The sequence below is a fragment of the Actinoplanes sp. HUAS TT8 genome, assembly GCF_051380535.1.
Lineage (GTDB): Bacteria > Actinomycetota > Actinomycetes > Mycobacteriales > Micromonosporaceae > Actinoplanes.
In genome coordinates, this window is sequence record NZ_CP195646.1 from 6,674,229 (window position 1) to 6,696,595 (window position 22,367).

The 22,367-nt window shown below is 70.9% G+C and carries 11 protein-coding genes; 3 read left to right on the forward strand and 8 right to left on the reverse strand.

Annotated features, from left to right (window positions below; translation table 11 throughout):
* Positions 1 to 5 precede the first annotated feature (5 nt).
* Positions 6 to 3,374 carry a LamG domain-containing protein gene (locus ACSHV8_RS29680; protein WP_436520927.1) on the reverse strand — a complete coding sequence of 1,123 codons (3,369 nt, stop codon included), beginning with the start codon at positions 3,372 to 3,374 and terminating at the stop codon, positions 6 to 8.
* 359 nt (positions 3,375 to 3,733) lie between these two features.
* Between ACSHV8_RS29680 and ACSHV8_RS29685 the strand changes: the two genes are divergently transcribed.
* Together ACSHV8_RS29685 and ACSHV8_RS29690 are read left to right on the forward strand one after the other, a co-directional pair.
* Entirely contained in the window at positions 3,734 to 5,452 is a 1,719-nt protein-coding gene (locus ACSHV8_RS29685) for a tannase/feruloyl esterase family alpha/beta hydrolase (protein WP_436520929.1), read from the forward strand.
* A gap of 82 nt (positions 5,453 to 5,534) precedes the next feature.
* Positions 5,535 to 6,485 (forward strand): hypothetical protein, encoded by a 951-nt coding sequence (locus ACSHV8_RS29690; RefSeq protein ID WP_436520931.1) that lies wholly within the window; start codon positions 5,535 to 5,537, stop codon positions 6,483 to 6,485.
* Between the two features lie 67 nt (positions 6,486 to 6,552).
* Here ACSHV8_RS29690 and ACSHV8_RS29695 read toward each other — a convergent pair whose 3' ends face one another.
* The 6 genes from ACSHV8_RS29695 to ACSHV8_RS29720 all read right to left on the reverse strand — a co-directional run bounded on the left by ACSHV8_RS29695 (position 6,553) and on the right by ACSHV8_RS29720 (position 15,394).
* Positions 6,553 to 7,473, reverse strand: a complete 921-nt coding sequence (locus ACSHV8_RS29695; RefSeq protein ID WP_436520933.1) for an SCO6745 family protein — start codon at positions 7,471 to 7,473, stop codon at positions 6,553 to 6,555.
* 116 nt (positions 7,474 to 7,589) lie between these two features.
* Positions 7,590 to 9,338: a M28 family peptidase gene (locus tag ACSHV8_RS29700; RefSeq protein ID WP_436520935.1), complete on the reverse strand. Its 1,749-nt coding sequence runs from the start codon at positions 9,336 to 9,338 to the stop codon at positions 7,590 to 7,592.
* A gap of 202 nt (positions 9,339 to 9,540) precedes the next feature.
* Positions 9,541 to 11,253 (reverse strand): ABC transporter family substrate-binding protein, encoded by a 1,713-nt coding sequence (locus ACSHV8_RS29705; protein WP_436520937.1) that lies wholly within the window; start codon positions 11,251 to 11,253, stop codon positions 9,541 to 9,543.
* Positions 11,254 to 11,335: 82 nt separating this feature from the next.
* A complete protein-coding gene (locus tag ACSHV8_RS29710) occupies positions 11,336 to 13,477 on the reverse strand; it encodes an ABC transporter ATP-binding protein (RefSeq protein WP_436520939.1) in 2,142 nt (713 codons plus the stop codon).
* Positions 13,474 to 14,409, reverse strand: a complete 936-nt coding sequence (locus ACSHV8_RS29715; RefSeq protein WP_436520941.1) for an ABC transporter permease — start codon at positions 14,407 to 14,409, stop codon at positions 13,474 to 13,476. The genes ACSHV8_RS29710 and ACSHV8_RS29715 overlap by 4 nt, the downstream gene beginning before the upstream one ends.
* A gap of 10 nt (positions 14,410 to 14,419) precedes the next feature.
* Positions 14,420 to 15,394 carry an ABC transporter permease gene (locus ACSHV8_RS29720; RefSeq protein ID WP_436520943.1) on the reverse strand — a complete coding sequence of 325 codons (975 nt, stop codon included), beginning with the start codon at positions 15,392 to 15,394 and terminating at the stop codon, positions 14,420 to 14,422.
* 628 nt (positions 15,395 to 16,022) lie between these two features.
* Between ACSHV8_RS29720 and ACSHV8_RS29725 the strand changes: the two genes are divergently transcribed.
* Positions 16,023 to 19,028, forward strand: coding sequence for a tetratricopeptide repeat protein (locus ACSHV8_RS29725; protein ID WP_436520945.1), 3,006 nt, complete (start codon positions 16,023 to 16,025; stop codon positions 19,026 to 19,028).
* Here the strand turns inward: ACSHV8_RS29725 and ACSHV8_RS29730 are convergent.
* Positions 19,010 to 22,345, reverse strand: coding sequence for a TIR domain-containing protein (locus ACSHV8_RS29730; protein WP_436520947.1), 3,336 nt, complete (start codon positions 22,343 to 22,345; stop codon positions 19,010 to 19,012). The genes ACSHV8_RS29725 and ACSHV8_RS29730 overlap by 19 nt on opposite strands.
* Positions 22,346 to 22,367: the final 22 nt, after the last annotated feature.

Consider the following 22,367-nt stretch of genomic DNA (forward strand, 5'->3'; position numbering starts at 1 on the left):
TGCTCCTAGATCTCGTTGTACTGGACGGTGACGTCGTCGGCGGTGAGCGCGCCCTGCCAGACGCGGACCCGGTCGACGGCACCCGTGAAGAAGTTGGTGTCGGCGCTGCCGGACCGGAGCCGGCCGACCGTGAACACCCCGGTCGAACCCCAGGTCGCGCGGTAGGCGGTGGTCGCCTTGAGCACCCCGTTGACGTAGAGCTTCAGCTGACCGGCGCCGGCGTCGTAGGTCGCGGCCAGGTGCGTCCAGGCCGCGGTGGGCCCGGTGGCCGACGCGGTCACCTGGGTGGCGGCCGTGGTGTCGGTCGTCGGCATCCCGAACACCCAGGCGCCGCCGCCGGCCTCCTGGTAGCGCAGGTAGGCCGAGCTGTTGACCGTGCCGCTCTGCCCCCAGATCGCCTGGTTGCCGGTGGTCTGGTCACGGCGCACCCAGGCGGTGACCGAGAACGACTGGTCGGTGCTGATCACCGGGGTGGCGGTCGCCGCCGACGCGGACACCCCGTCCAGCAGCAGGCCGGTGGAGAAGTTGTAGCCGTCGCCCCACTGGGTGGTGGTGGCCAGGGTCAGCGGGCGGGCGTAACCGGAGTCGTCCACGACCTGCCGCGGCGCGTCCTCGTCCCAGTCCTCCATCTCCCACTCGGCGACCTTCACCGGCTTGGCCAGCGGCACGATCTCGGTGGCCGGGTCGATCACCCGGTCCCAGACCCGGGCCTCGCCGATGGTGCCCGAGACGAACTCACCGGTCTTGTCCCGGCCGACGTGCATCGGGCCGTTGCTGCCGGTGCCGGTCGCGGAGTACGCGGCCGAACCGTCGAGCACCCCGTTGACGTAGATCCGCACCTGCTGGGTACCGGCGTCGTAGACCCCGGCCAGGTGCGTCCACACGCCGATCGGCTGCAGCGAGGTGGAGATCGCGGTGGCCGGGCCGACGTTGAACCGGAAGTGGTTGTCGCCGGACGGCGTCGACTGCAGCGAGAAGTCCTTGGTGGTGAGCCCGTCCTGGCTGATGAACGACTGGTAGCCGGTGTTCGAGGAGAGCTTCACCCAGGTCGCGACGCTGAACGACCGGGCCGTGTCGACCACCGGGGCGGCGGTGTCACCGGACTGGGTGGTGCCGTTGAACTTCAGCGCGCGAGCCTTGCCGGTCTGCGCGTGGGTGCCCACGATCCGGTCGTCGACCCAGGTCGGGGCGTTGGTCAGGGTCAGCGCCGGGCCGCCGGTGACACTGTTCTTCGCGGTGGTGCCGGTGCCGTCGTCGAGCGGCCAGACCGCGGCCGGGGTGGACGCCCGGTCGACCAGGAAGGTGTAGTCGTAGGCGGCCGACGCGTTGCCGGCCAGGTCGAACGAGCGCACGGTCAGCACGTTCTCGCCGGCCCGGGTCGGGGTCGCCCACACCGTCGCGGCTCCCCCGGTCGCGCCGGGCGTCGCGGTCACCGGCGTGCCGCCGTTGACCTGATAGGTGTACGAGGCCACGTCGCCCTGCCCGTTCGCGCCGAGCGTGAAGCTGCCCGACCGGCCCAGGCTGCCGCGGGCCGTGTCCCCGTTCTCCGGGTAGAGGCCGTCGGCGCTGGCCACCGCCGGGTGCGCGCTCGGGCCGGTCATGTCGACGTCGAACTCACAGAGCGGCGAGACGTCGGACGTGCCGCCCAGGGTGTCGCTGACCTGGACCTGCCAGCGCAGCAGATCGCCGTCGGCGATCCCGCTGTCGATCTGGACCTCCAGTTCGGCCTTGCTGTCCGGCTGCACCTGGGTCTTGGTCTGCGGCCAGCCGGGCACGGTCAGCCAGTCGGTGCCGTTCCACCGCTGCAGGGTGAAGGCGCCGCTGAGCGTGCCGCCGTTGGGGCCGTCCGGGTCGGTCAGGGTCGCCTTGAGCCACGGCTTGGCCGAGCGCAGCACCGGCCGGCCGGTCCCGGTGACGCAGGCCTGCGGGGTGGCGGTGTAGTCGGCCGTCTCGGACATCTGTGCCGAGGTCGGCGTGTTCGGCAGCGAGTTGTACTCGATGGTCAGCTTGGTCGCCGCCGGGTCGAACTTCTTCCACCAGCTGGCGGTCGACTCACCGGCGCCGTCCGACTGCCGGGCGGTCAGCGCCAGGGTGTAGTCCTTGCTGCCCTTGACCGCGTCGATGTCGGTGCGCAGCGCGGCTGCGGTGAACTCGAGGGGCTTGTTCGGCTGCGGGTCGTTCGAGCAGCCGGCGCCGGTGCTCGGCTTGTGCGCGTTGCCGGACAGCTGCTGGATCCACAGTTTCAGGTCCGGGCCGTCCCAGGTCTGCTTGCCGGCCGCGGTCAGGGCGGCGGTGCGCCACAGGTTGACCGGGGTGGCGGTGCACGCCCACGAGTGGGTCATCGTGGTCAGGAACTTGGCGCTCTTGATCTGCTTGCCGGCCAGCGCGGTCAGGTCGAACGCGAAGAACGAGCGGGAGATCCCGGTGCCGTCCGGGTCGGTGCCGACCCGGGCGATGTTGTCGTTCTTGGTGGCGTTGCCCTTGTTCGAGTACCCCCACCGGGTCTTGTTGATCGTGGTGGACGGGTCGATCACCACCGGGTAGACGGTGGTGGCGCCGCGCAGCACCTTCGGGTCGGGCACGATCCGCAGGTCGGTGCCGTCCATCGTGGTGGGCAGCTCGGCGCGGTGCGAGAAGTCCGGGGCGGACCGGGTGAGCTCGCGGGCGGTGGCCGGGCCGGCCGCGTCCCACATGACCGCGTTCTCGGCCGAGACGACCTCGGTGCCGGCGCGGTCCCGGACCGAGAGGCCGCCGCCCTTACGGCTGCCGGCGCTCAGGCCCTTGGTGCCGACCCGGAACCGCAGCGTGTCCAGGGCCGGGTTCTGCGCGGCCTCCTTCGACCGCACCACCAGGGCCCAGGAGAAGCCGTCGACCAGGGCGGTCACCCGCAGGTCGACCCCGGCCAGCACCTCCGGGTAGACCGCGGTGTCGCCGTCCAGCCGCGGGGTGGGCAGGGCGGACGGCCAGGAGAAGGAGACGTCGCCGCCGGCCACCGGCAGGGACACCACCGGGTCGGTGCCGCCGGCCGAGAACCGGGTGGCGGCCAGGGTGGCGACCGGGGTGACGGCGCCGTCGGCCAGGCGCAGGCGCTTGTCGATCTGCTGCCAGCCCCGGCCCGGGGTGTTCACCCACCGGGGCACCGGGTAGGACTCGAAGACAAGGTTGCCGGTGGGCGTCGCGTAGGTCCGGGAGGTCTCGGTCTGGGTGCCCGCCACCGGGACGGACTCGCCGTCCCGGGCGGCCGCCGCGATCGCCGTGGCCTCGGGTGACAGTGTCGCGGGGGCCGCCGCGGCGGGTGCCGGCGCGGTCAGCAGAGCCCCGGTCACCAGCGCGGACGCAAGTATTTCGGGCAGGGTGAAGCGTCGTGGTGCCATGGTGTTTTCTCCCCGTGCGCGATCTTCCGACAAATCGTCGGATGATGATCGTTTAGGAAGCTATACAACCATCGATGAATGCCGCTGGTCCACCCCGTGAATCCACTGTGCCCGGCCGATTCCTCCCCCCGGCGCTGCAAAAACGCGGCATTTCCCCTGGTCGATGGGCTTCGGCCACCTCACCACGGGCCGGGCCGAGGTGATCGCCGACGCTCCCCCGAAATTCTCGGACATCGACCCCTTTTTATGCGCAATCCCGAACAAGAAGAATTCCCCGGGTGTCCGGTTCGGCATTGACACTCGTGCTTGGTGATATTTAGCTTTCGCCACCGAGATCCCGCGGAACGGGGAGGACAAACATGCGTGCTCACGTACGGTTTTTCCGGGCGCTGCCGGTCGCGCTGGCCGTCCTCATGGCGATCGGTGGTGGCCAGGCCCGGCCCGCGGCCCGGGCCGAATCGGCCACGGCCACCGCCGCCGGCCCACCCGTGGTGCTGCCGCGGATCGGCTGTGCGACCCTCGCCGGGCAGGACCTGTCCGGAACCCCCGAGGCTCCGGCGATCATCGGCTCGGCGACCGAGACGACCTCCCCCGACGGTTCGGAGTCCTGCGAGGTCAAGGGAACCGTGGCGCCGCAGATCCAGTTCGACGTGTTCCTGCCCACGAAGACGTGGCGGCAGCGGTACCTGCAGCTCGGGTGCGCGTCGCTGTGCGGGAACATCGACTTCTACGCCGACGCGGCCGACGGGTGTGTCCCGCTGAGCCGCGGCGACTTCGTCCTGGCCACCGACAACCAGGGCCATGTCGGCGTCTCCGGCTCCGACGCCACGTTCGGGGCCGACCCGCAGCTCCGGGTCGACTTCGGCTACCGGGCCGACCATGTCGTGGCCGTCGTCGCCAAGCGGCTCATCACGCTCTTCTACGGCCAGGGCCCGCGCTGGTCCTACTTCGACGGTTGCTCGCAGGGTGGCCACGAGGGCCTGACCGAGGCGCAGCGCTACCCGCACGACTTCGACGGCATCGTCGCCGGCGCCCCGGCCTCGGTGCTCACGGCGCTCATCGTGTGGTCGGCGGGCTGGCACGCCACGGCGAACACCGACGCGCGGGGCCGGCCGATCCTGACCGCGGCCAAGCTTCCCGCGCTGCACGCCGCCGTCCTGCGCGCGTGCGACGCCGGGGACGGCCTGGCCGACGGCCAGATCGACGATCCCCGGGCCTGCGCGTTCGATCCGGGGAGCCTGCGCTGCCCGGCGGGGAGCGACAGCGCCGACTGCCTGACCGAGGCGCAGATCGAGGCCGTCCGCAAGCTCTACGACGGACCGCGCGACGAGCACGGCCGGCGGATGTATCCGGGTGGTGAGCCGGTCGGCTCGGAGGCGAACTGGGCCCACTGGGTCACCCCGACCGCCGCCGGTGACCCGGCCGTGGCCGAGGCCAACGCGACGAACGCGCTGAAGTACCTCGCCTACCCGGGCGTCCGGCCGTCGGCGACCCTGCGCGATCTGCACTACGACTCGGCGACGTTCCAGGAGATCAACCAGCAATCCGGGATCTACGACGCGACCGACCCCGACCTGTCGGCCTTCCGCGCCGCGGGCGGGAAGCTCCTGCTCTGGCACGGCTGGGCCGACCCGGCGATCTCGCCCTACGGAACGATCGCCTACTACCACGCCCTCACCGAGCGCATGGGCGGGACGGCGGCCACGCAGCGGTTCGCCCGGCTGTTCATGCTGCCGGGCGTCGCGCACTGCGGCGGCGGTCAGGGGCCGGACGCGATCGACGCGCTCACCCCCACCCTGGCCTGGGTCGAGAACGGCGTCGCCCCCGATCGGCTCGTCGCCACGAAATACCAGGACGACGACGTCGTACGGACCCGGCCGGTCTACCCCTATCCGACGGTCGCCCGCTACGACGGCAGCGGCAGTGTCGACGATGCGGCGAACTTCACGCCGGCCCCGCCGCCCACGCCGTACCGGGACGACATCGCCTGGCTCGGATCGTTCCGTTCCGGCTACGAGCAGACCTGCACCTGGCGGGACGGCCACTGGGTCTGCACCCCGGCGCGGCAGCCGGGCTGACGCCGCCTCCGGACGGGCACCCACCACGCGCGGTGATCATCTATATTCACCTCGGTCATCCTACGTGGAGGTTCGAAGGACAATGCGCACCGGATTCCGGCAGTGGCTGCGATACACCATCGCGGCCGTGCTCCTCACGACCGGCCTCGTCGCCGCGTCGTCCACCCCGGCCAACGCCGCCGCCATGCCGGGCGGCCGGCACATCTACACCGTGGCGCTGGGGCACACCGCCAACGACGGCACCGCCTGGGTGCGCCTGGCCATGTACTACTTCAACACCGACAGCACGGTCAGCGAGAGCTACTGGTTCTGGTCCAGCTCCCAGCTGGTCGGCGCCACCGGCACCGGGATCACGACGCAGTGCAGCACCCACAACTGTGAGGTCCGCACCGCGCCCGGGTTCCAGCCCGGCGTCGCGGCGAAGGTGCTGACCGGCACGTACGCGATCACCGACGACCAGACCACGATCACCTGGAGCGGCGGCACCACGGAGACGTGGAAGGTGACCGAGCCGTCCACCACGATCGCCCGGATCGACCTGGTCTCCACCAGCTACGGCGCGACCGGCGGTTACGGCTACGGCAGCAACGCCTCCAACAACGCGTTCGTCAACGTCGGCAGCATCCCGAAGCAGGCGTACCCCGGCACGTACACGGGGTGGACCCGGCACCCCACCGATGCGGTCGGCACGGTCGACTCGGGGACCAGCACCATCGCCTTCAACCAGTTCCAGGCCTGCACCACGAACTGCGCGACCATGCTGAGCGCCCCGACCACCGCGTGCAAATCGTGCAGCAATGGCAACGCGTCCCCGATCCGCTACTACCTGGCCGGCTCCGGCCGGCGTAACTTCTACGAGCACTGGTGCGTCTGCCTGACGTCGGCCACCTGCTACACCGGCGGCTCGCACCGCAAGCCGACCCTGCAGGTCCTCGACGACAACGGCGCGTTCCACGGCTGGGTCGGCGTCGAGACCTCCAACTCGGCCGCCGACGAGGGCTACTTCGGCTACTTCCAGTACACCCAGCTCTAAGCCGATCCCGGAGCACCCCTGCGTTGTTCAGGGGTGCTCCGAGGTCGATCCTCAAGACCGGAAAAGATCAGCTTTTGTACGAGACGGCGCTGTCCACCTTGAGCAGTCCGGCGGCCACGATCGTCCGGCTCAGCGGCCGGGTGAGCTCGGCCAGGCGGGTGCAGCCCTCAGCGCCGAGGATCGTGTAGGCCGGGGTGGCGAGCCGGTCGGTGGCCGCCTCGATCCAGGCGCGCTGGGCCCGGCCGGCCTCACTCAGGACCGGACTGTCGCCGTCGATCAGGCCGCGGTGCCGCAGGTCCTCCACGGTGCCGGCCCACTGCTCCTCGCTCCAGCCCCGGCTGGCCCGCAGGAACCGTTCGGGCACCTCGCCCGAGGCCGCGTGCAGCACCAGCGCCTCCAGGCCGGTCAGGCCGGCGAGCAGCAGAGCGGCGACATGCCCGTCCCCGCGGAACTCGCGCAGCACCGTCTGGGCCTGCCAGAGAATCAGATGCGGCGGCTCGGGCCAGGGCAGGGCGGCGTGGGCGGCGAACAGCGGACGGCCCTGCGGGTGGGCGGCGGCGGATTCCGCGGCGCGGCGGGCCAGGGCGGCGGCCTCGGCCACCTCCGGGCCGTGCACCGCGTCGCCGAGGCCGCGGGTCAGGGCCGCGTCGGCCGCGTCCAGCCGGGCCGCCAGCAGTGCCGAGGGGGATGCCTTCGCCCAGGCGGCGGGCAGCGCGGCGGTGACCAGGCGCGGGTTGAAGTTGAAGAAGGCGGCGGTGACCGGCTCGGCCCCGACCGGTCCCAGGGCGGCCGCCCGTGAGGCGAAGTAGCCGGCCCGCCCGGTGACACCCAGCGCCGCGTACCGCTCGTGGGCCTCGGGCACGAAATAGATCATGCCGTGCAGTGGCTCGGCCACCCGCCAGGTGTGGCGCACCAGGGCCGGGTCGATCGCCGCGGGCCGCAGGCCGCCCGGCTCGGTCAGGTCGTGCGGATCCGTCGCAGCCGTCATGACGCCACCCCTCCGTCGCAGAAGTTACTCGCAGGTAGCTTTGCATGGAAGGGCATCGCTGTCACGCACCGGCTCGATGCCGCGGGCTGCGCGCCCGCGGCATCGTCCGGTGGCGGTCAGCTGACGGTGAGGGCGGTGTCGTCGATGGCGAAGGTCGTCTTCAGCGAGGAGTCCTCGGTCCCGGTGAACTTGAGAGTGACGGTCTGCCCGGCGAAGGCGGCCAGGCTGTACGAGCGCAGCGTGTACGCGCTGACGTTGAGGTTGGAGAACGTCTGCAGCGTGGTGGTGCCGACCTGCACGGTCAGCTTGTCGTACTGGGTGCTGCTGGTCGTCTCGGACGTGGTGATCTTCAGGTAGAACGACAGTGTGTAGCTGGTGCATCCGCTGGGGATGGTCACCGACTGGGACAGGGTGTCGGTGTGGGTCGACCCGTAGCCGTCGAGCTTCGCGTTGCGGGTGCCGGTCCGCGGCGCCGCGTCACCGGTGTTCGCGGCCACGACCGCGCTGGTGGCGGTCCACGGTGTCGTCGCGGTCTCGAAGCCGGGGTTGCCGAGCTTCTGGCCGGCGCCGGTGCAGCCGCCGGTCGAGCCGATCGTCAGCGCGTACGTCGCGGTCCGGGTCGCGGATCCCGTTCCGGTCACCGTGATCGTGTACGAGCCGGCCGCGGCGGCCGTGGTCGTCGCGACGGTCATGGTCGACGAGCCGCCGGAGGTGACCGAGGCCGGGCTGAAGCTCACCGTGACCCCGCTGGGGGCTCCGGAGCTGGTCAGGGCCACGGTCTGGGCGCTGCCGGAGGTGGTGGCCGTGGTCACGGTGGCCGTGGCCGAGGAGCCCGGGGTCACCGTGGCCGTGCTCGGGCTGAGCGCCACCGAGAAGTCGTTGGCCGTCGAGGTGGCCGTGGTCAGGGTCCAGAGGGCGTACTCCTCGGCGTTGGCCCAGCGGCCCAGCGAGGTGGTGTTGACGTTGGACGGGTACGAGTCGCAGGCCTTGTGGTAACAGGAGTCGTAGGCCGCCCCGGCCGTGCCGCCCCACTTGGTCACCTGGGCGCTGGTCTTGGTGTAGCTGGCCCCGGTCGAGTTGATCGACGACGGGATGCCGGCGTTACGGAACGAACCGTCGTCGCTGCAGCACTCGGTCGACGTCTCGGTGGGCACGCTGATCGAGGTGAAGTACTCACGCAGCTTCACCGCGATGGCGTCGGTGCCGGTCACGAAGTAGCCGCCGTTGGTGGAGGCGACCATGTCGAACGTGCCGTACGCCTTGATCGCGCTCTTCTGCGCGGTGGTCAGCGAGTTGACGTAGAACTTGGAGCCGATCAGACCCTGCTCCTCACCGGCCCACCAGCCGAACCGGAGGTGGTTGGTCATGGTCGGGTTGTTCGCGGCCAGCCGGAGCGCGGCCTCCAGGAGGGTCGCCGTCCCGGAGCCGTCGTCGTTGATGCCCGGCCCGGCCGACACGCTGTCCGAGTGGGCGCCGAACATGTAGGTGTTGCCGGTATCGCCGCCCGGCCAGTCGGCGATGATGTTCTTGGCCGAACCGCCGCTGCAGGTGGTGCAGGTCTGCACGGTGACGGTGAAACCGGCCGCCTGCAGCTTCTGCTGCAGATAGGTCGTCGTCGCGGTGTGCCCGGCGGTGCCGGTGGCGCGGTTGCCGCTGTTGCTGGTGGCGAACGTCTGCAACTGCTGCAGGTGGGCGTTGACGTTGGCGACGTCGACGGTGGGCGGAGCGGCCAACAGGGACGCCGGCACGGATGCGGCGAACGATCGCTCGCCGGTCGAGGCCACCGCCGGCAGGGCGCTGAGCGCCACCGTCGTCGCGGCGACAACAGCTAGGGCAGGTCCTGCCATCACTGTTCTGAGTCTCATCAGGGGCTCCTAGGGTCGAGGCCGCATCACGGCCATCCCGTAGGAGATCAGGAGCGCGTCACCGCGCACAAGATATCGAAACGCTTATATCTCTGAGACACCATTGCGTACGTACGGAAATCTGATGTTGATCTTGAAATGAAACACGCCGCACGGAGATGACTCTCCGTGCGGCGCGATCGGTCTTGCGATCCGTCAAGGATTACTTGACGAAACCGATGTTCTCGTAGATGACGTTGGCGAAGCCCTTGGCACCGAAGTTGGCCACGGTCTTGTTGGTGGCGATCAGCTCGGGGCGCTGGTAGAGGGTCAGCGAGTGAACCTCCTGCCAGATCAGGGCGTCGGCCTGGTTGGCCAGGGCGGCCGCCTTGGTCCGGTCGAGCTCGGCGGTCGCGTCGTCGAACGCCTTGTCCAGCTCGGGCGAGCCGATCCGGGCGTAGTTCTGCTGGACGTCCAGCTCACCCTTGGCGTTCTTGACCGGGTTGGCGTAGATCGACTTGGACGAGCTGACCGGGAACTGGGTGCCCAGCCAGGCGAAGACCGTCATGTCGAAGTTGCCGGGGGTGACGTACTTGTCGAAGAAGTCGTCGACCGGAACCGCGTTGATCTTCACCTTGACGCCGACCTGGGCCAGCATGTTCTGCACCAGCTCGGACTCCTGGGCCGAGGACTTGACGCCGGTCGGGATCACGAAGTTGATCTCAAGCGCCTTGCCGTCCTTCTTGCGGACGTCGCCGTCGAGCTTCCAGCCGGCCGCGTCGAGACCCGCCTTGGCCTTCTCCAGGTCGTACTTGCCGACCTCACCGGAGTTGTCCTGGTAGCCGGCCTGGTTCGACATGAAGATGTGGTTGTCGAGCGACTTCGGCTGGATACCGAGCGGGCCGAGCAGCGCCTTGGCGATGGCGGTCCGGTCGATGGCCTCGGCGATCGCCGTGCGCACCTTGACGTCCGAGAGGTTCGCGCTGGTGCCGTTGATGGTCAGGTGCCGGAAGTTCGGGCCGGAGGCCTGACGGATCTCGGCGGTGCTGATCTGCTTGGCGCGCTGGTAGGCGTCCACGTTGGAGCCGATGTCGACGAAGTCGATCTCACCGTTGGCCAGGGCGTCGACCTGCGCGTCGGGCTCGATCGCCCGGTAGACGATCTTGTCGAGCTTGGCCGGGTCGCCCCACCACTTCTCGTTCTTGACCAGCGTGACGGTCTTGGCCGTGGCGTCGAGCGAGTCGAACTTGAACGGGCCGGCCGTGGTCTTCAGCGGCGCCTTGGCCCAGCCCTCGTTGAAGACCTTCGGGTCCTTGTTCGTCGACACCGGGTAGAACGGCACGAACAGCGACTGCCAGTCGGCGAACTTGTTCTTGAAGGTGACGACCGCCTCGTGGTCGTCCTTACCCTTCGCGATGCTCTCGATGTTCTCGTAGCCGTTGGACGACGAGATGTTGTAGGCCTTGTCCGTGCCGGCGCTGGCCTTCCACTGCCAGAGCAGGTCCTCCCAGGTGATGGGAGTGCCGTCGTCCCAGGTGGCCTTCGGGTTCAGCTCGTACGTGACGACCTGCTTGGGGTCGGTCGTGAGCTTCGGCTCGGAGGCGAGGTAGTTCTTGTTCCACACCGGGGTGGCGTCGGCCTCGTAGTTGTACAGCGCCGGCATCAGAGCGTTGATGATGTTGGCGTTGTCACTGTCGGTGCCGTCGAGCTCGTAGTAGTTGTAGTTCGCCGGGATGCCGCCGAGGGCCCAGGTGAACGTGCCGCCGTCCTTGACCGCGTCGCGCGACTTCGGGTTGATCTGGTTCTCGCTCGCCTTGGGCGGCGGCGCGGCCTGATTGGTGTCGGTGTTCGACGCGCCGCTGCACGCGACGGACCCGATCAGGGTCGCGACGACGATCGGCGCGAGAAGTGCCCTCGCACCCCAGTTGTTCCTCACCAGTGCCTCCACACCTTGGCGTCTGATCTAGACGCGATTAATTCATTTCCGTCGGTCGGCACGGACAGGCCCGTGCCGGCCGTTAGATCGCCGCGACGGGTGCCGGGTAGTGGCAGGCCGCCTCGTGGTCCGGGCCCGGGGTTTCCCGGCCCATCAGCACCGGAGACTCATCGAGGCAGCGCCGTTGCTGGGCTTCGTCGAGCTCGTGGGCGAACTTGGGGCACCGGGTCCGGAACCGGCACCCGGACGGCGGATTCGCCGGACTCGGCAGGTCGCCGGTCAGCAGGATCCGCTTGCGCTGCCGCTCCTTGACCGGATCCGGCAACGGGATCGCGGAGAGCAGCGCCTGGGTGTACGGATGCGTCGGCGCCTCGAAGACCTGCTCGGACGTGCCGATCTCGACGATCCGCCCGAGGTACATCACGGCCACCCGGTCGGCGATGTGCCGGACCACCGACAGGTCGTGCGCGACGAACAGGTAGGCCAGCCCGAGCTCGGCCTTCAGCTTGTCGAGCAGGTTGATCACGCCGGCCTGGATGGAGACGTCCAGGGCCGAGACCGGCTCGTCGAGCACCAGCACCTTCGGTTCCAGCGCCAGCGCCCGGGCGATGCCGATGCGCTGCCGCTGCCCGCCGGAGAACTTGGCCGGGTACCGGTCGGCGTGCTCGGGCCGGAGCCCGACCAGGCGCAGCAACTCCCGGACGCGCTTCTCCCGCTCCGCGGCGGGGATGCCGTGGGCGGCCATCGGCTCGGCCAGGATGTCGCTGATCGGCAGCCGCGGGTCGAGCGAGGCCATCGGGTCCTGGAACACCACCTGCAGGTCGCGCCGGATGGCGAACCGCTCCTTGGGGCTCATCTTGGCGGTGTCCTTGCCGAGCACGACGATGTTGCCCGACGTCGGCTTGGCCAGCTCCAGGATCTCCATGATGGTCGTGGTCTTGCCGCACCCCGACTCGCCGACCAGGCCCAGCGTCTCACCCTCGCGGATGTCGAAGCTGATCCCGGCGACCGCCTGGAGGCTGCCGACCTTGCGCCGCAGCACGCTGCCGGTGGTCAGCGGGTACTCCTTGACCAGGTCACGGACCTCCAGGACGACCGGGCGCTCCTCGCGCGGCGGCCGCTCCAGCACGATCGGCTCCGGCAGCACGCTGGCGAAGACGTCGGTGCTGCTCATCCCCTTGCGGACGATCTCCAGGCTGCGGTGGCAGGCGGCCAGATGCCCGGAGCCGTCGGTGGTCACGCCGAGCAGGTCGGGCTCGGTCTCCTCGCAGGCCTCGATCCGGATCGGGCAGCGCGGCGCGAACGGACAGCCGACCGGGAGCGCCACCATCGACGGCGGGGTTCCCTCGATCGGCGTCAGCCGCTGCCGCTCACCCAGGTCGAGACGCGGGATCGAGCCGAGCAGGCCCATCGTGTACGGCATGCGCGGCCGCTGGTAGACCTCCTCGACCGCACCGGTCTCGACGACCCGGCCGGCGTACATGACCATCATCCGGTCGGCGAAACCGGCGATCACCCCGAGGTCGTGCGTGATCATGATGATCGCCGCGCCGGTCACCTCGCGGGCCTTCTGCAGCACCTCCAGGATCTGCGCCTGGATGGTCACGTCGAGGGCCGTCGTCGGCTCGTCGGCGATGATCAGCGCCGGGTCGTTGGCGATCGCCATCGCGATCATGACCCGCTGCCGCATACCACCGGAGAACTCGTGCGGGAAGCCCTTCGACCGCTGCCGGGCGTTCGGGATGCCGACCAGGTCGAGCAGCTCGATCGCCCGCTCGGCGGCGGCCTCACGCTTGAGTCCCTGGTGGATCCGGATCGTCTCGGCGATCTGCTCGCCGACCGTGTAGACCGGGGTCAGCGCCGAGAGCGGGTCCTGGAACACCATGGCCAGCCGGCTGCCGCGGATCTGTGAGATCTGCTTGTCACCGAGGCCGAGCAGCTGCTTGCCCTGGAAGCTCGCCGAGCCGGTGATCGCGGCGGTCGGCGGCAGCAGGCCCATGACGGCCAGCGACGAGACCGACTTGCCGGAACCGGACTCACCGACGATGCCGAGCACCTCGCCGGGGCGTACGTCGTAACTGATCCCCCGGACGGCGGTCACCGGCCCGGCCGGGCTGCGGAACGTCACCGACAGGTTCTCGACCCGCAGCAGCGGCTCGGCGTCGGATCCGAAGCCCGCGGCCAGGCCGGACAGGGGGGCGGGAGTCACCCTGGCGTCGGTCACTTCGCACCTTCGATCTCGGAGTTCGGGTCCAGCGCGTCACGCAGGCCGTCGCCCACCAGGTTGACGGCGAGTACGAGAAGCACGAGAACTCCCGCGACGAAGTAGAACTGCCACCAGTTGGTCAGCGCCGCGCCCGAGCCGTCGGCGATCAGGGTGCCGAGCGAGACGTCCGGCGGCTGCACGCCGAAGCCGAAGAAGGAGAGCCCGACCTCGGACAGGATGATGCTGCTGACCCCGACGGTCGCGTCGATGATCAGGAAGGACGCCATGTTCGGCAGGATGTGCCGGAGGATGATCTTCCAGCCGGGCACTCCCATGAAGCGGGCCGCCTGGACGAACTCGCGCTCGCGCAGCGACTGCGTCATGCCGCGGACCACCCGGGCGGTGATCATCCACTGGAAGCCGGCCAGCAGCACGATGAAGAGCAGCCAGCTCCCGTCCCGCAGCGCGGTCGAGAAGATCGCGATGATCAGGAAGCTGGGCAGGACCAGCATGAGGTCGATGATCACCCGGATCACGACGTCGGTGGCGCCGCGGAAGTAACCGGCGAACGCACCGGCCACGGCGGCCACGGCGGTCGACAGCACCGCTCCGAGCAGACCGATGATCAGCGATTTCTGCAGGCCCCGAAGCGTACGGGCGAAGACGTCGCCGCCGGTCTGGTACGTGCCGAACCAGTGTGTCGGGTTCGGCGGCACCTGGAACGACTGGAAGTCGAGCTGGTCGTACTTCCACGGGTAGAACAGCGGGCCGAGGTAGGCCACCGCGATCAGCAGGGCGACCACCACGAGGCCGAGGACGGCCACCCGCTGGCGCAGGAAGCGCCGCAGCACCAGGCGGTTGCGCGAGATCGAACGGCTCGGTTGCAGGCCGCCGTCCTCAGGATCGGGGCTGACCGATCCGACGACGACGGAGTCGGTGTTGACAGTCATCTCGGTCCCCTCAGCTCGCCCGGACCCGTGGGTCCAGCGCCGCGTAGACCACGTCGGAGAGCAGGCCTGCAATCAGGACCAGCACCGCGACGAAGAGGGTCACCCCGGCCGTCGAGTTGATGTCGTTCTTGGTGATGGAGTCGACGAAGTACTCCCCCATCCCGTGCCAGCCGAAGATCTTCTCGGTGAAGGTCGCGCCGACGAAGAGCAGCGCGAACTGGTACGAGAAGAAGGTCGCCATCGGGATGAGAGCGGTCCGCAGACCGTGCCGGGTCAGCGCCGACCAGCGCCGCAGACCCTTGGCCTGCGCGGTGCGCAGGAAGTCGCTGCCGAGCACGTCGAGCATCGAGTTGCGCTGGTAACGGCTGTAGAAGGCGAAGCCGTTGACCCCGATCGCGAGCACGATGGTCGGCAGGATCAGGTGCCCGATGCGGTCGCTCAGACCGGCCCAGGACCAGGTGTCCAGCCCGGGAGTGATCTCGCCGGTGGTGAACAGGATCGGGGTCGACTGATTACCGGTCGCCTGGTTGAACCAGATGCCGCCGTTCTTCATCAGGACCGCGAGCACCACCGTGGGGATCGACAGCAGGACGAACGAGATGACGGTTAGCGTCTGATCAGACCATTTGTGCTGTTTGATGGCGCCGTAGGCCCCGGCGATCACCCCCAGCAACGTGCCGAGGATCGAGCCGATCAGCATCAGCCGCAGGCTGACCCACATCCGCCGGCCCATCTCGGTGTTGACCGACTCACCGTCGACGGTCTTGCCGAGGTCACCGTGGACGACACCCTTCACCCAGGTGCCGAAGCGGTCGACGAGCGGCGTCTTGTCGTTCATGTTGAGCTCGTTGAGCCGCTGATCGACGACCGCCTCCGCGGGGGCCGGGTTGCGCCCCTCGTACCGACTTCGCGGATGTAGCTGCGTAGCAGCCAGAACGTACGCGACTATCGTCGCGACCACCGCGAGCAGAACGAGGTAACTCACCCTGCGCAGGAGGAACTTGCCCATTACACCATTGCCTCCACGCCCGCACTCAATATCTAACTGGGCGGGACGTTAGCAGAGCTATCGAGACCCGCCAAGATCGTTTATGAAGTCGTTGCCGCATCGATGTTCAACTGGCTGATGCCCGCCCGAGGGCCAGATGTTTCGCGCTTGATTCCCGGTCATTAACAGGGCGGTATGCGCGAACACCGACGAGGGCGCGGAACAATAGCCCGGCCGGTGTTACCCGGTCAATGCGCCTTCGTCGAGTAATTCAAGAACCCGGCCCGGGCCCGCCCGAGGGGCACCGGCCTCTTTTCGCGACCACGGTGGAACTGTCGCAGATAAGATCATCGAGCCATTGGCTCATGTCGGTCTCCGGACACTCGAATCGCCGCGGGCCGCGGCTCCCGGCCGAGGCGGCGGTGTTCCGGACGTGCCGGGCAGGCAGGTCGCTCGCCTTCCGAGTCGCTGCGGCGTCCCGATTCCCCCGTACGCATACGTAACCGGGCGATAGCGACCTGCCTCCCTGAACGACCACAATGCTCGCCGCCGGACCTTGTACGAAGCATGGGAGACTCGTACGGTCCTTGAATATTTCTTGAATCGCCTGGTGGGCGGAGGTCAGTTGGCGGCGGAGTTCGGCGTGCTCGGTGCGGTGCGGGCCCGGATCGACGGCGAGTTCGCCGACCTGGGACATGCCCGGCAGCGATGCGTGCTGGGCGTGCTGCTGGTCGAGGCCGGCCATCCCGTCACGGTGGACCAGCTGATCGACCGGGTGTGGGGTGAGCACGCCCCGCAGCGGGCCGCCGGCACCCTCTACAGCTACCTGTCCCGGCTACGCAGCGCCGTGGCCGGCGCCCCCGGGGTGGAGATCCAGCGGGAGCCGGGCGGCTATCTGCTCACCGTGGACCCCCTCGCCGTGGACCTGCATCGGTTCCGCAGCCTGATGACGTCGGCCCGGGAGGCCGAGTCCGACCGGGCCGCCGCCGACCTGATCGCGCAGGCCCTCGACCTGTGGCGGGCCGATCCGTTCGCCGGCCTGGACACCCCGTGGCTGGCCGCGATGCGGCGCACCCTGCTCGGCGAGCGGTTCGCCGCCGAGCTGGACCGCAACGACGTGCTGCTGCGCCTGGGCCGGCACAGTGAGCTGCTGCCCGAGCTGTCGGCCGCCGCCGCCGAGCATCCGCTGGACGAGCGGCTGGCCGGGCAGTCGATGCTGGCGCTGTACCGCTGCGGGCGCCAAGGCGACGCCGACGAGCAGTACCGGCGGATCCGCCACCGCCTCGCCGACGAATTGGGCAGCGACCCGGGCGCGGCCCTGCGCCGGCTGCACGAACAGATCCTGGCCGCCGATCCGGCGCTGGACGTCGCCGCGGGCGACCTCGGGCGATCCGGCCCACCGCCGACCACGGCGACACCGGTGCCGTCGCAACTGCCCGCCGAGGTCCGGGCGTTCACCGGCCGCGCCGGCGAACTGTCCGCGATGGATCATCTGCTGGTCGCCCCTGGCGGCGACGAGCCGCCGCTGACCGTGGCCCTGCTGGCCGGCACCGCCGGGGTCGGCAAGTCGGCGCTGGCCGTCCGGTGGGCGCACCGGGTCCGCGACGCGTTCCCGGACGGGCAGCTCTACGTCAACCTCCGCGGCTACGACGCCGAGCAGCCGGTGGCCGTCGCCGACGCCCTGGCCGGGTTCCTCACCGCGCTGGGCGTGCCCGGTCCGGAGATCCCGCCCGGCACGGACGACCGCGCCGGCCGCTACCGGTCCGAGCTCACCGGCCGCCGGATGCTGGTGCTGCTGGACAACGCGTCCTCGGTGGAGCAGGTCCGCCCGCTGCTGCCCGGCTCCGGCTCGTGTCTGGTTCTGATCACCAGCCGGGACTCGCTGCCCGGCATGGTGGCCGTGCACGGCGCGCAGCGGATCAACCTCGACCTGCTGCCGCCGTCGGACGCCGTCGGGCTGCTGCGCAAGCTGATCGGTGCCCGGGTCGGCGAGGACCCGGTGGCCGCCGAGGCCCTGGCCGCGGCCTGCGCCCGGCTGCCCCTGGCCCTGCGGATCGCCGCCGAGCTGGCCGCCGACCGCGCCGACGTGCCGCTGGCCGACCTGGTCACCGAGCTCGGCGACCACCACGAGCGGCTCGACCTGCTGGACGCCGGTGGGGATCCGCGGGCCGAGGTCCGGGCCGTGTTCTCCTGGTCGTACCGGAACCTGCCGCCCGGCGCGGCCCGCACGTTCCGGCTGGCCGGCCTGCTTCCGGGCGAGACCGCGCACGTCGATGCCGTGGCCGCGCTGATCGGCACCGACCGGGGTGAGGCCCGGCGGCTGCTCGGCGTGCTCGTCCGGGCCGGTCTGATCCAGGTCGGCCGGGGCGGGCGGTACGGCATGCACGACCTGCTGCGCGCGTACGCCGCCGAGCTCGCGGCCGGGCACGACAGCGAACCGGACCGGCGGGCCGCCCTGACCCGCCTGTTCGACCACTACCTGGCCGAGTCCACCGCGGCCATGGCCGCCCTGTACCCGACGGGCCCGGCGACCGGCGACCCGGACGCGGCCCGGGCCTGGATCGAGGCGGAACGACCCAACCTGGCCCTGATCTGCACGTACGGCGCGGCGCACGGCTGGTGGGCGCCGACCGTCGCCCTGGCCGACACTCTGTTCCGCTACCTCGACGCGGGCGGCCCGGCGGCCGAGGCGGCGACTGTCGCGCGGGCCGCCGTCGCCGCGGCAACCGCGTCGGGCGACCGGGACGCGCACGCGCGGGCGCTGTCCCACCTGGGCCGGTTGCACCGGCGGCAGGGCCGGCCGCACGAGGCGGCCAACGCCTATCAGGAGGCGCTGGTCCGGTACGCCGAGCTCGGTGACCGCGCCGCCGAGGCCATGGTGCTGCGCAACCTGGGCAGCGTCGACTGGCTGCTGGGCGACTACCGGCGGGCGGCCGACCACTATCGGCGGGCGCTGACGCTCTACCGCGACCTCGGTGACGACGCCGGGCACGCCGACGCGCTGGTCCGCCTCGGGCTCATCGACACGCGGCTGGGTGAGCCGGCCCGCGCGGCCGGGCGCTTCGGGGCCGCCCTCGACCTCTACACCACCCTGCACGACCGGTTCAGCGAGGCGTACGTGCTGTCCCTGCTGGCCCGGCTGCCGCACCGCCCGGCCCCGCTCGACGAGGCGGCCGACCGGCTCGAACAGAGCCTCGGCACGGCCCGGCGCACCGGCGACCGCACCGCCGAGGCGTACGTGCTGACCGACCTGGCCGCGATCCTGGTCCGCCAGGGCCGGCTCGACCAGGCCGCCGACCATCTACGCCGCGCGCTCGTGCTGCACCGCCGCATCGGGGACCGGGCCAGCGAGGCCGAGGCGCTCAACGACCTGGGCCGCATCCTGCACGCGGCCGGCACCGCCGACGAGGCCCGGGCCCAGCACGACCAGGCCCTGGAGCTGGCCGAGGAGATCGGCGAACGCTACGAGACGGCCCGCGCCCACGACGGCATCGGCGCCGCCCTGCGCGACGCCGGCGAGCTCGACCGCGCCCGGCCCCATCTCGACCAGGCGCGGCGGATCTTCGCCGGCCTGCGGGTGCCCGCCGCACCCCTGCTCGGTGTGCCCGACGGTCAGCAGGTGGCCTGGTAGGGCAGCTCGGGGGCGTACTGGCTCCACTCCTGCGCGTTCAGTCCCCGGCCGCTGACCGCGCACGCGTTCCCGGCCGGGTCGGCGGCCAGTGCGGCCGGCACGGTGGCGTCCCAGAGCGTGACCGTGGTGCTGGTGGCCAGGAATGCTCCGGCGGCGGCGATGGTGTGCCCGTCCGGGCTGAACGTCGCGTAGAAGCTCTGCAGGTCCGGGCTCTTCAGCGTCGCGTAGACGACCGGGCTGTCCGGGTCGGCGACGTCCCAGAGCATCATCGCGTTGTCCAGGCTGGCGCTGGCCAGCGTCGTCCCGTCCGGGCTGAAGCCGACCCAGCGGACCTCATTGGTGTGCCCGGTCAGCGTGGTGATCCGGCGCGGCTGGGACGGGTCGGCGACGTCCCAGAGCAGGACCGTCATGTCGTCGGTGCCGGCGGCCAGGGTGCGCCCGTCCGGGCTGAACGCGAGCGAGTCGGCGGTGTAGACGATGAAGTCCTTGAGCGCGATCGCGGTGAACCGCGCCGGGGCGGTCCGGTCGGTCACGTCCCACAGCGACACCTTGTACCCCTCGCCGACCGCCATGGTCCGCCCGTCCGGGGTGAACGCGATCGAGGCCATCGGCGCGTGCAGGGCGAGCGTGGTCAGCCGGGCCGGGTGGCTCCGGTCGGTCAGGTCCCACAGACTGGTGGCGCCGTCCCGGCGGGCGATGACCAGGGTGCGCCCGTCCGGGCTGAACGCGACCGCCTGGACGATGTCGCCGGTCTCCGGGATGTCCCCCAGCGACACGGGCGTGTCCGGACGGGTCATGTCGAGCAGCGTGACCGAATCCTTGGCGCCGGTCACGGCCAGGGTGCGCCCGTCCGGGCTGAGCACGATCCCCTCCGCGGTGCCGCCGCCCAGTGACACGTCGGCGCCGCGGACGGGAGCGGCCGGATCGGTCAGGTCCCAGGGCACGGCCTTGCCCTGCTCCCCGGCGACCATCAGCGATCGGCTGTCCGGTCCGTAGGTCAGTCCGACGATCTCGCCCGGGAACGGCCCGGGGAGACCGGCCACCGGTTTGCGCGGGAACGCCCCGCCGGTGTTCCACAGCGTCGCCGTCTTCCCCCCGGACGCGGTGATCATCCGCTGCCCGTCCGGGCTGAAGGCCAGCGTCCCGACCGCGCCGTCCGGCGTGTTCACGGTGGCCAGCAGGGTCGACAGCCAGGCCCAGGTGCCGGTCTGGACGGTCCACAGCGCGGTCGATCCGTCCGAGTCGGCCAGAGCGAGACTGGTGCCGTCCGGGCTGAACCCGATCGCGCTCAGGTGCGCGTCGCCGGTGGCCGCGAGCTGGGAGAAACCCTGCCGGGGATGGGCCGGATCGGTCAGGTCCCACAGCCAGACGTAGTCGTCCGGGCCCTCGACGGCCACCAGCGGCAGCACCGGGTCGAACGCGACGACGGCGTCGATGACCGGATCGCCGTAGGGGATCACCAGGTTCGCGCCCCGGACCGGCTGCTTCGGGTCGGTCAGGTTCCACACGGTGACGGCCGGGCCGCTGGTCACCGCGGTCCGCCCGTCCGGGCCGAAGGTCAGCGGGTAGGCCCCGGTCAGGGTCGCCAGCGGGCTCGGGGTGTCGCCGGTGACGTCCCACAGGACGGTGTTCTTGTCCCGGTTGCTGACCGCGACCGTGTGACCGTCCGGGCTGAACGCCACCGACACGATCCCGGCCGGATCGGTCAGCGGGGCGAGCGCCACCGGGTGGGCCGGATCGGTCACGTTCCACAGTGTCGCGGTCGAGGTCCCGTCGGCCACCGCGAGCGTGCGCCCGCCCCGGTCGGCGACCAGCGCGGCACCGGTCGTGACGGTGGCCGGCAGCGACGAGATCCGGACCGGTTCGCCCGGGTCGGTGGTGTCCCACAGCGACACCTTCGCGTCGGCGTCCACGGTCGCGACCACCCGCCCGGCCAGGGCCGCGACCGTGGTCACGCCGCTCAGCGTCCCGGCGTAGTGGGTGGACATGACCAGGTGGGACAGCTGCTGCGCGGTCTGCGCGTCCGGGTGCAGGTGCTGCGCGGCCACGCCCAGCATGAGCGCCTTGCGCGGGTCGTCGTCGATCATCGTGCGGGCCCGGCTCAGCAGCCGCCGGCTGATCTCGGCGCGCTGCTGCTCGGCCGCCGCCTCCCGCTGACGGCGGGCCTCCTCGGCCGCCTCGCGGGCCAGCTGTTCCTGCCGCTTGCGTTCCGCCTCGGCCCGGCGGGCCGCCTCCCGGTAGGTGTCGGCCAGCGCCTTCTGCTGCTTGGCCCGTGCCGCCGCCTGGTCGGCCAGGTCCTGCTGGCGCCGGGCGTTGGCCAGCTCCCGGTCGGCGTTGGCCTTCTGCCGCTTCGCTTCCTCGCCCGCGCCCTGGGCCAGCGCCTGCTGCTTCTCGGCGTTGGCCTTCTCCCGCCGCGCGCCGGCCCGGTACCGGTCGGCCGCCGCCTGTTCCTCGGCCGCCTGCTCCGAGGCCTGCTCGGCCAGGGCCTGCTGATCGTGGGCGAGCTGGGTCTGCCGCTGGGTCTCGATCTTGGCGGCGCTGGCCCGGTCCTCCTGGACCTTGGCGTTGGCCTGCTGCCGGCGCGACTCCTCGGTGGCCTGCTCGGCCGTGCTGCGCTGCTCGGAGGCGACCTGCTGCTGCTCGTGGGCCTCGGCCGCCGCGGTCGTGGCCCGATCGGCGTTACGGACCGCGACGACCGAGGTGGTGGAGGCGACCAGGGTCAGCAGCACCAGCAGGGCCGCGGCGACCGTCCACGACCGGCGGGCCCGCCGGTGCTGCCGGACGTCCTCACCCTCCAGCTCGTCCTTGCTCACCCCGTGCATCGGCGCCGCCAGCTGCGCGATGGCATCCCGGAAACGGACGTGCTGCAGGCTCAGGTGCAGGTCGTCGCGGGCCCAGCGCAGGTCGAGGTAGAGCGGTTCCTCGGCGAACACGCCGCGCAGCGCGGCGGGCACCGCGGTCGAGTCTTCGGTGAAGTCGCCGACGGCCGGATCCCACTGCCACTCGCCGTCGGTCACCACCGGCAGGATGTTGTCGGCCGACTTGGTGGCCAGCCAGTGCTCGATCTCCCGGTTCACCCAGGGCGAGCCGGCCGCCTCGGGCGAGGCCATCAGCACGAAGTGGTCGGAGCCGTCCAGCGCCTGCTGGATCGACGTCCACAGCTTGGGGGTCACCGCCAGCCCGGTCTGGTCCCGGAAGATCCACAGTGCCCGGCGCCGGTGCCACGGCTTCGCCAATCGGTGCAGACCGCGCTGGACAGCCGGGGCCAGACGCCCGTCCGCGGCGTGGCTGTAGGAGATGAACCCATCGAAGTGCATGACTGTTCCTACGGTCGGCGTG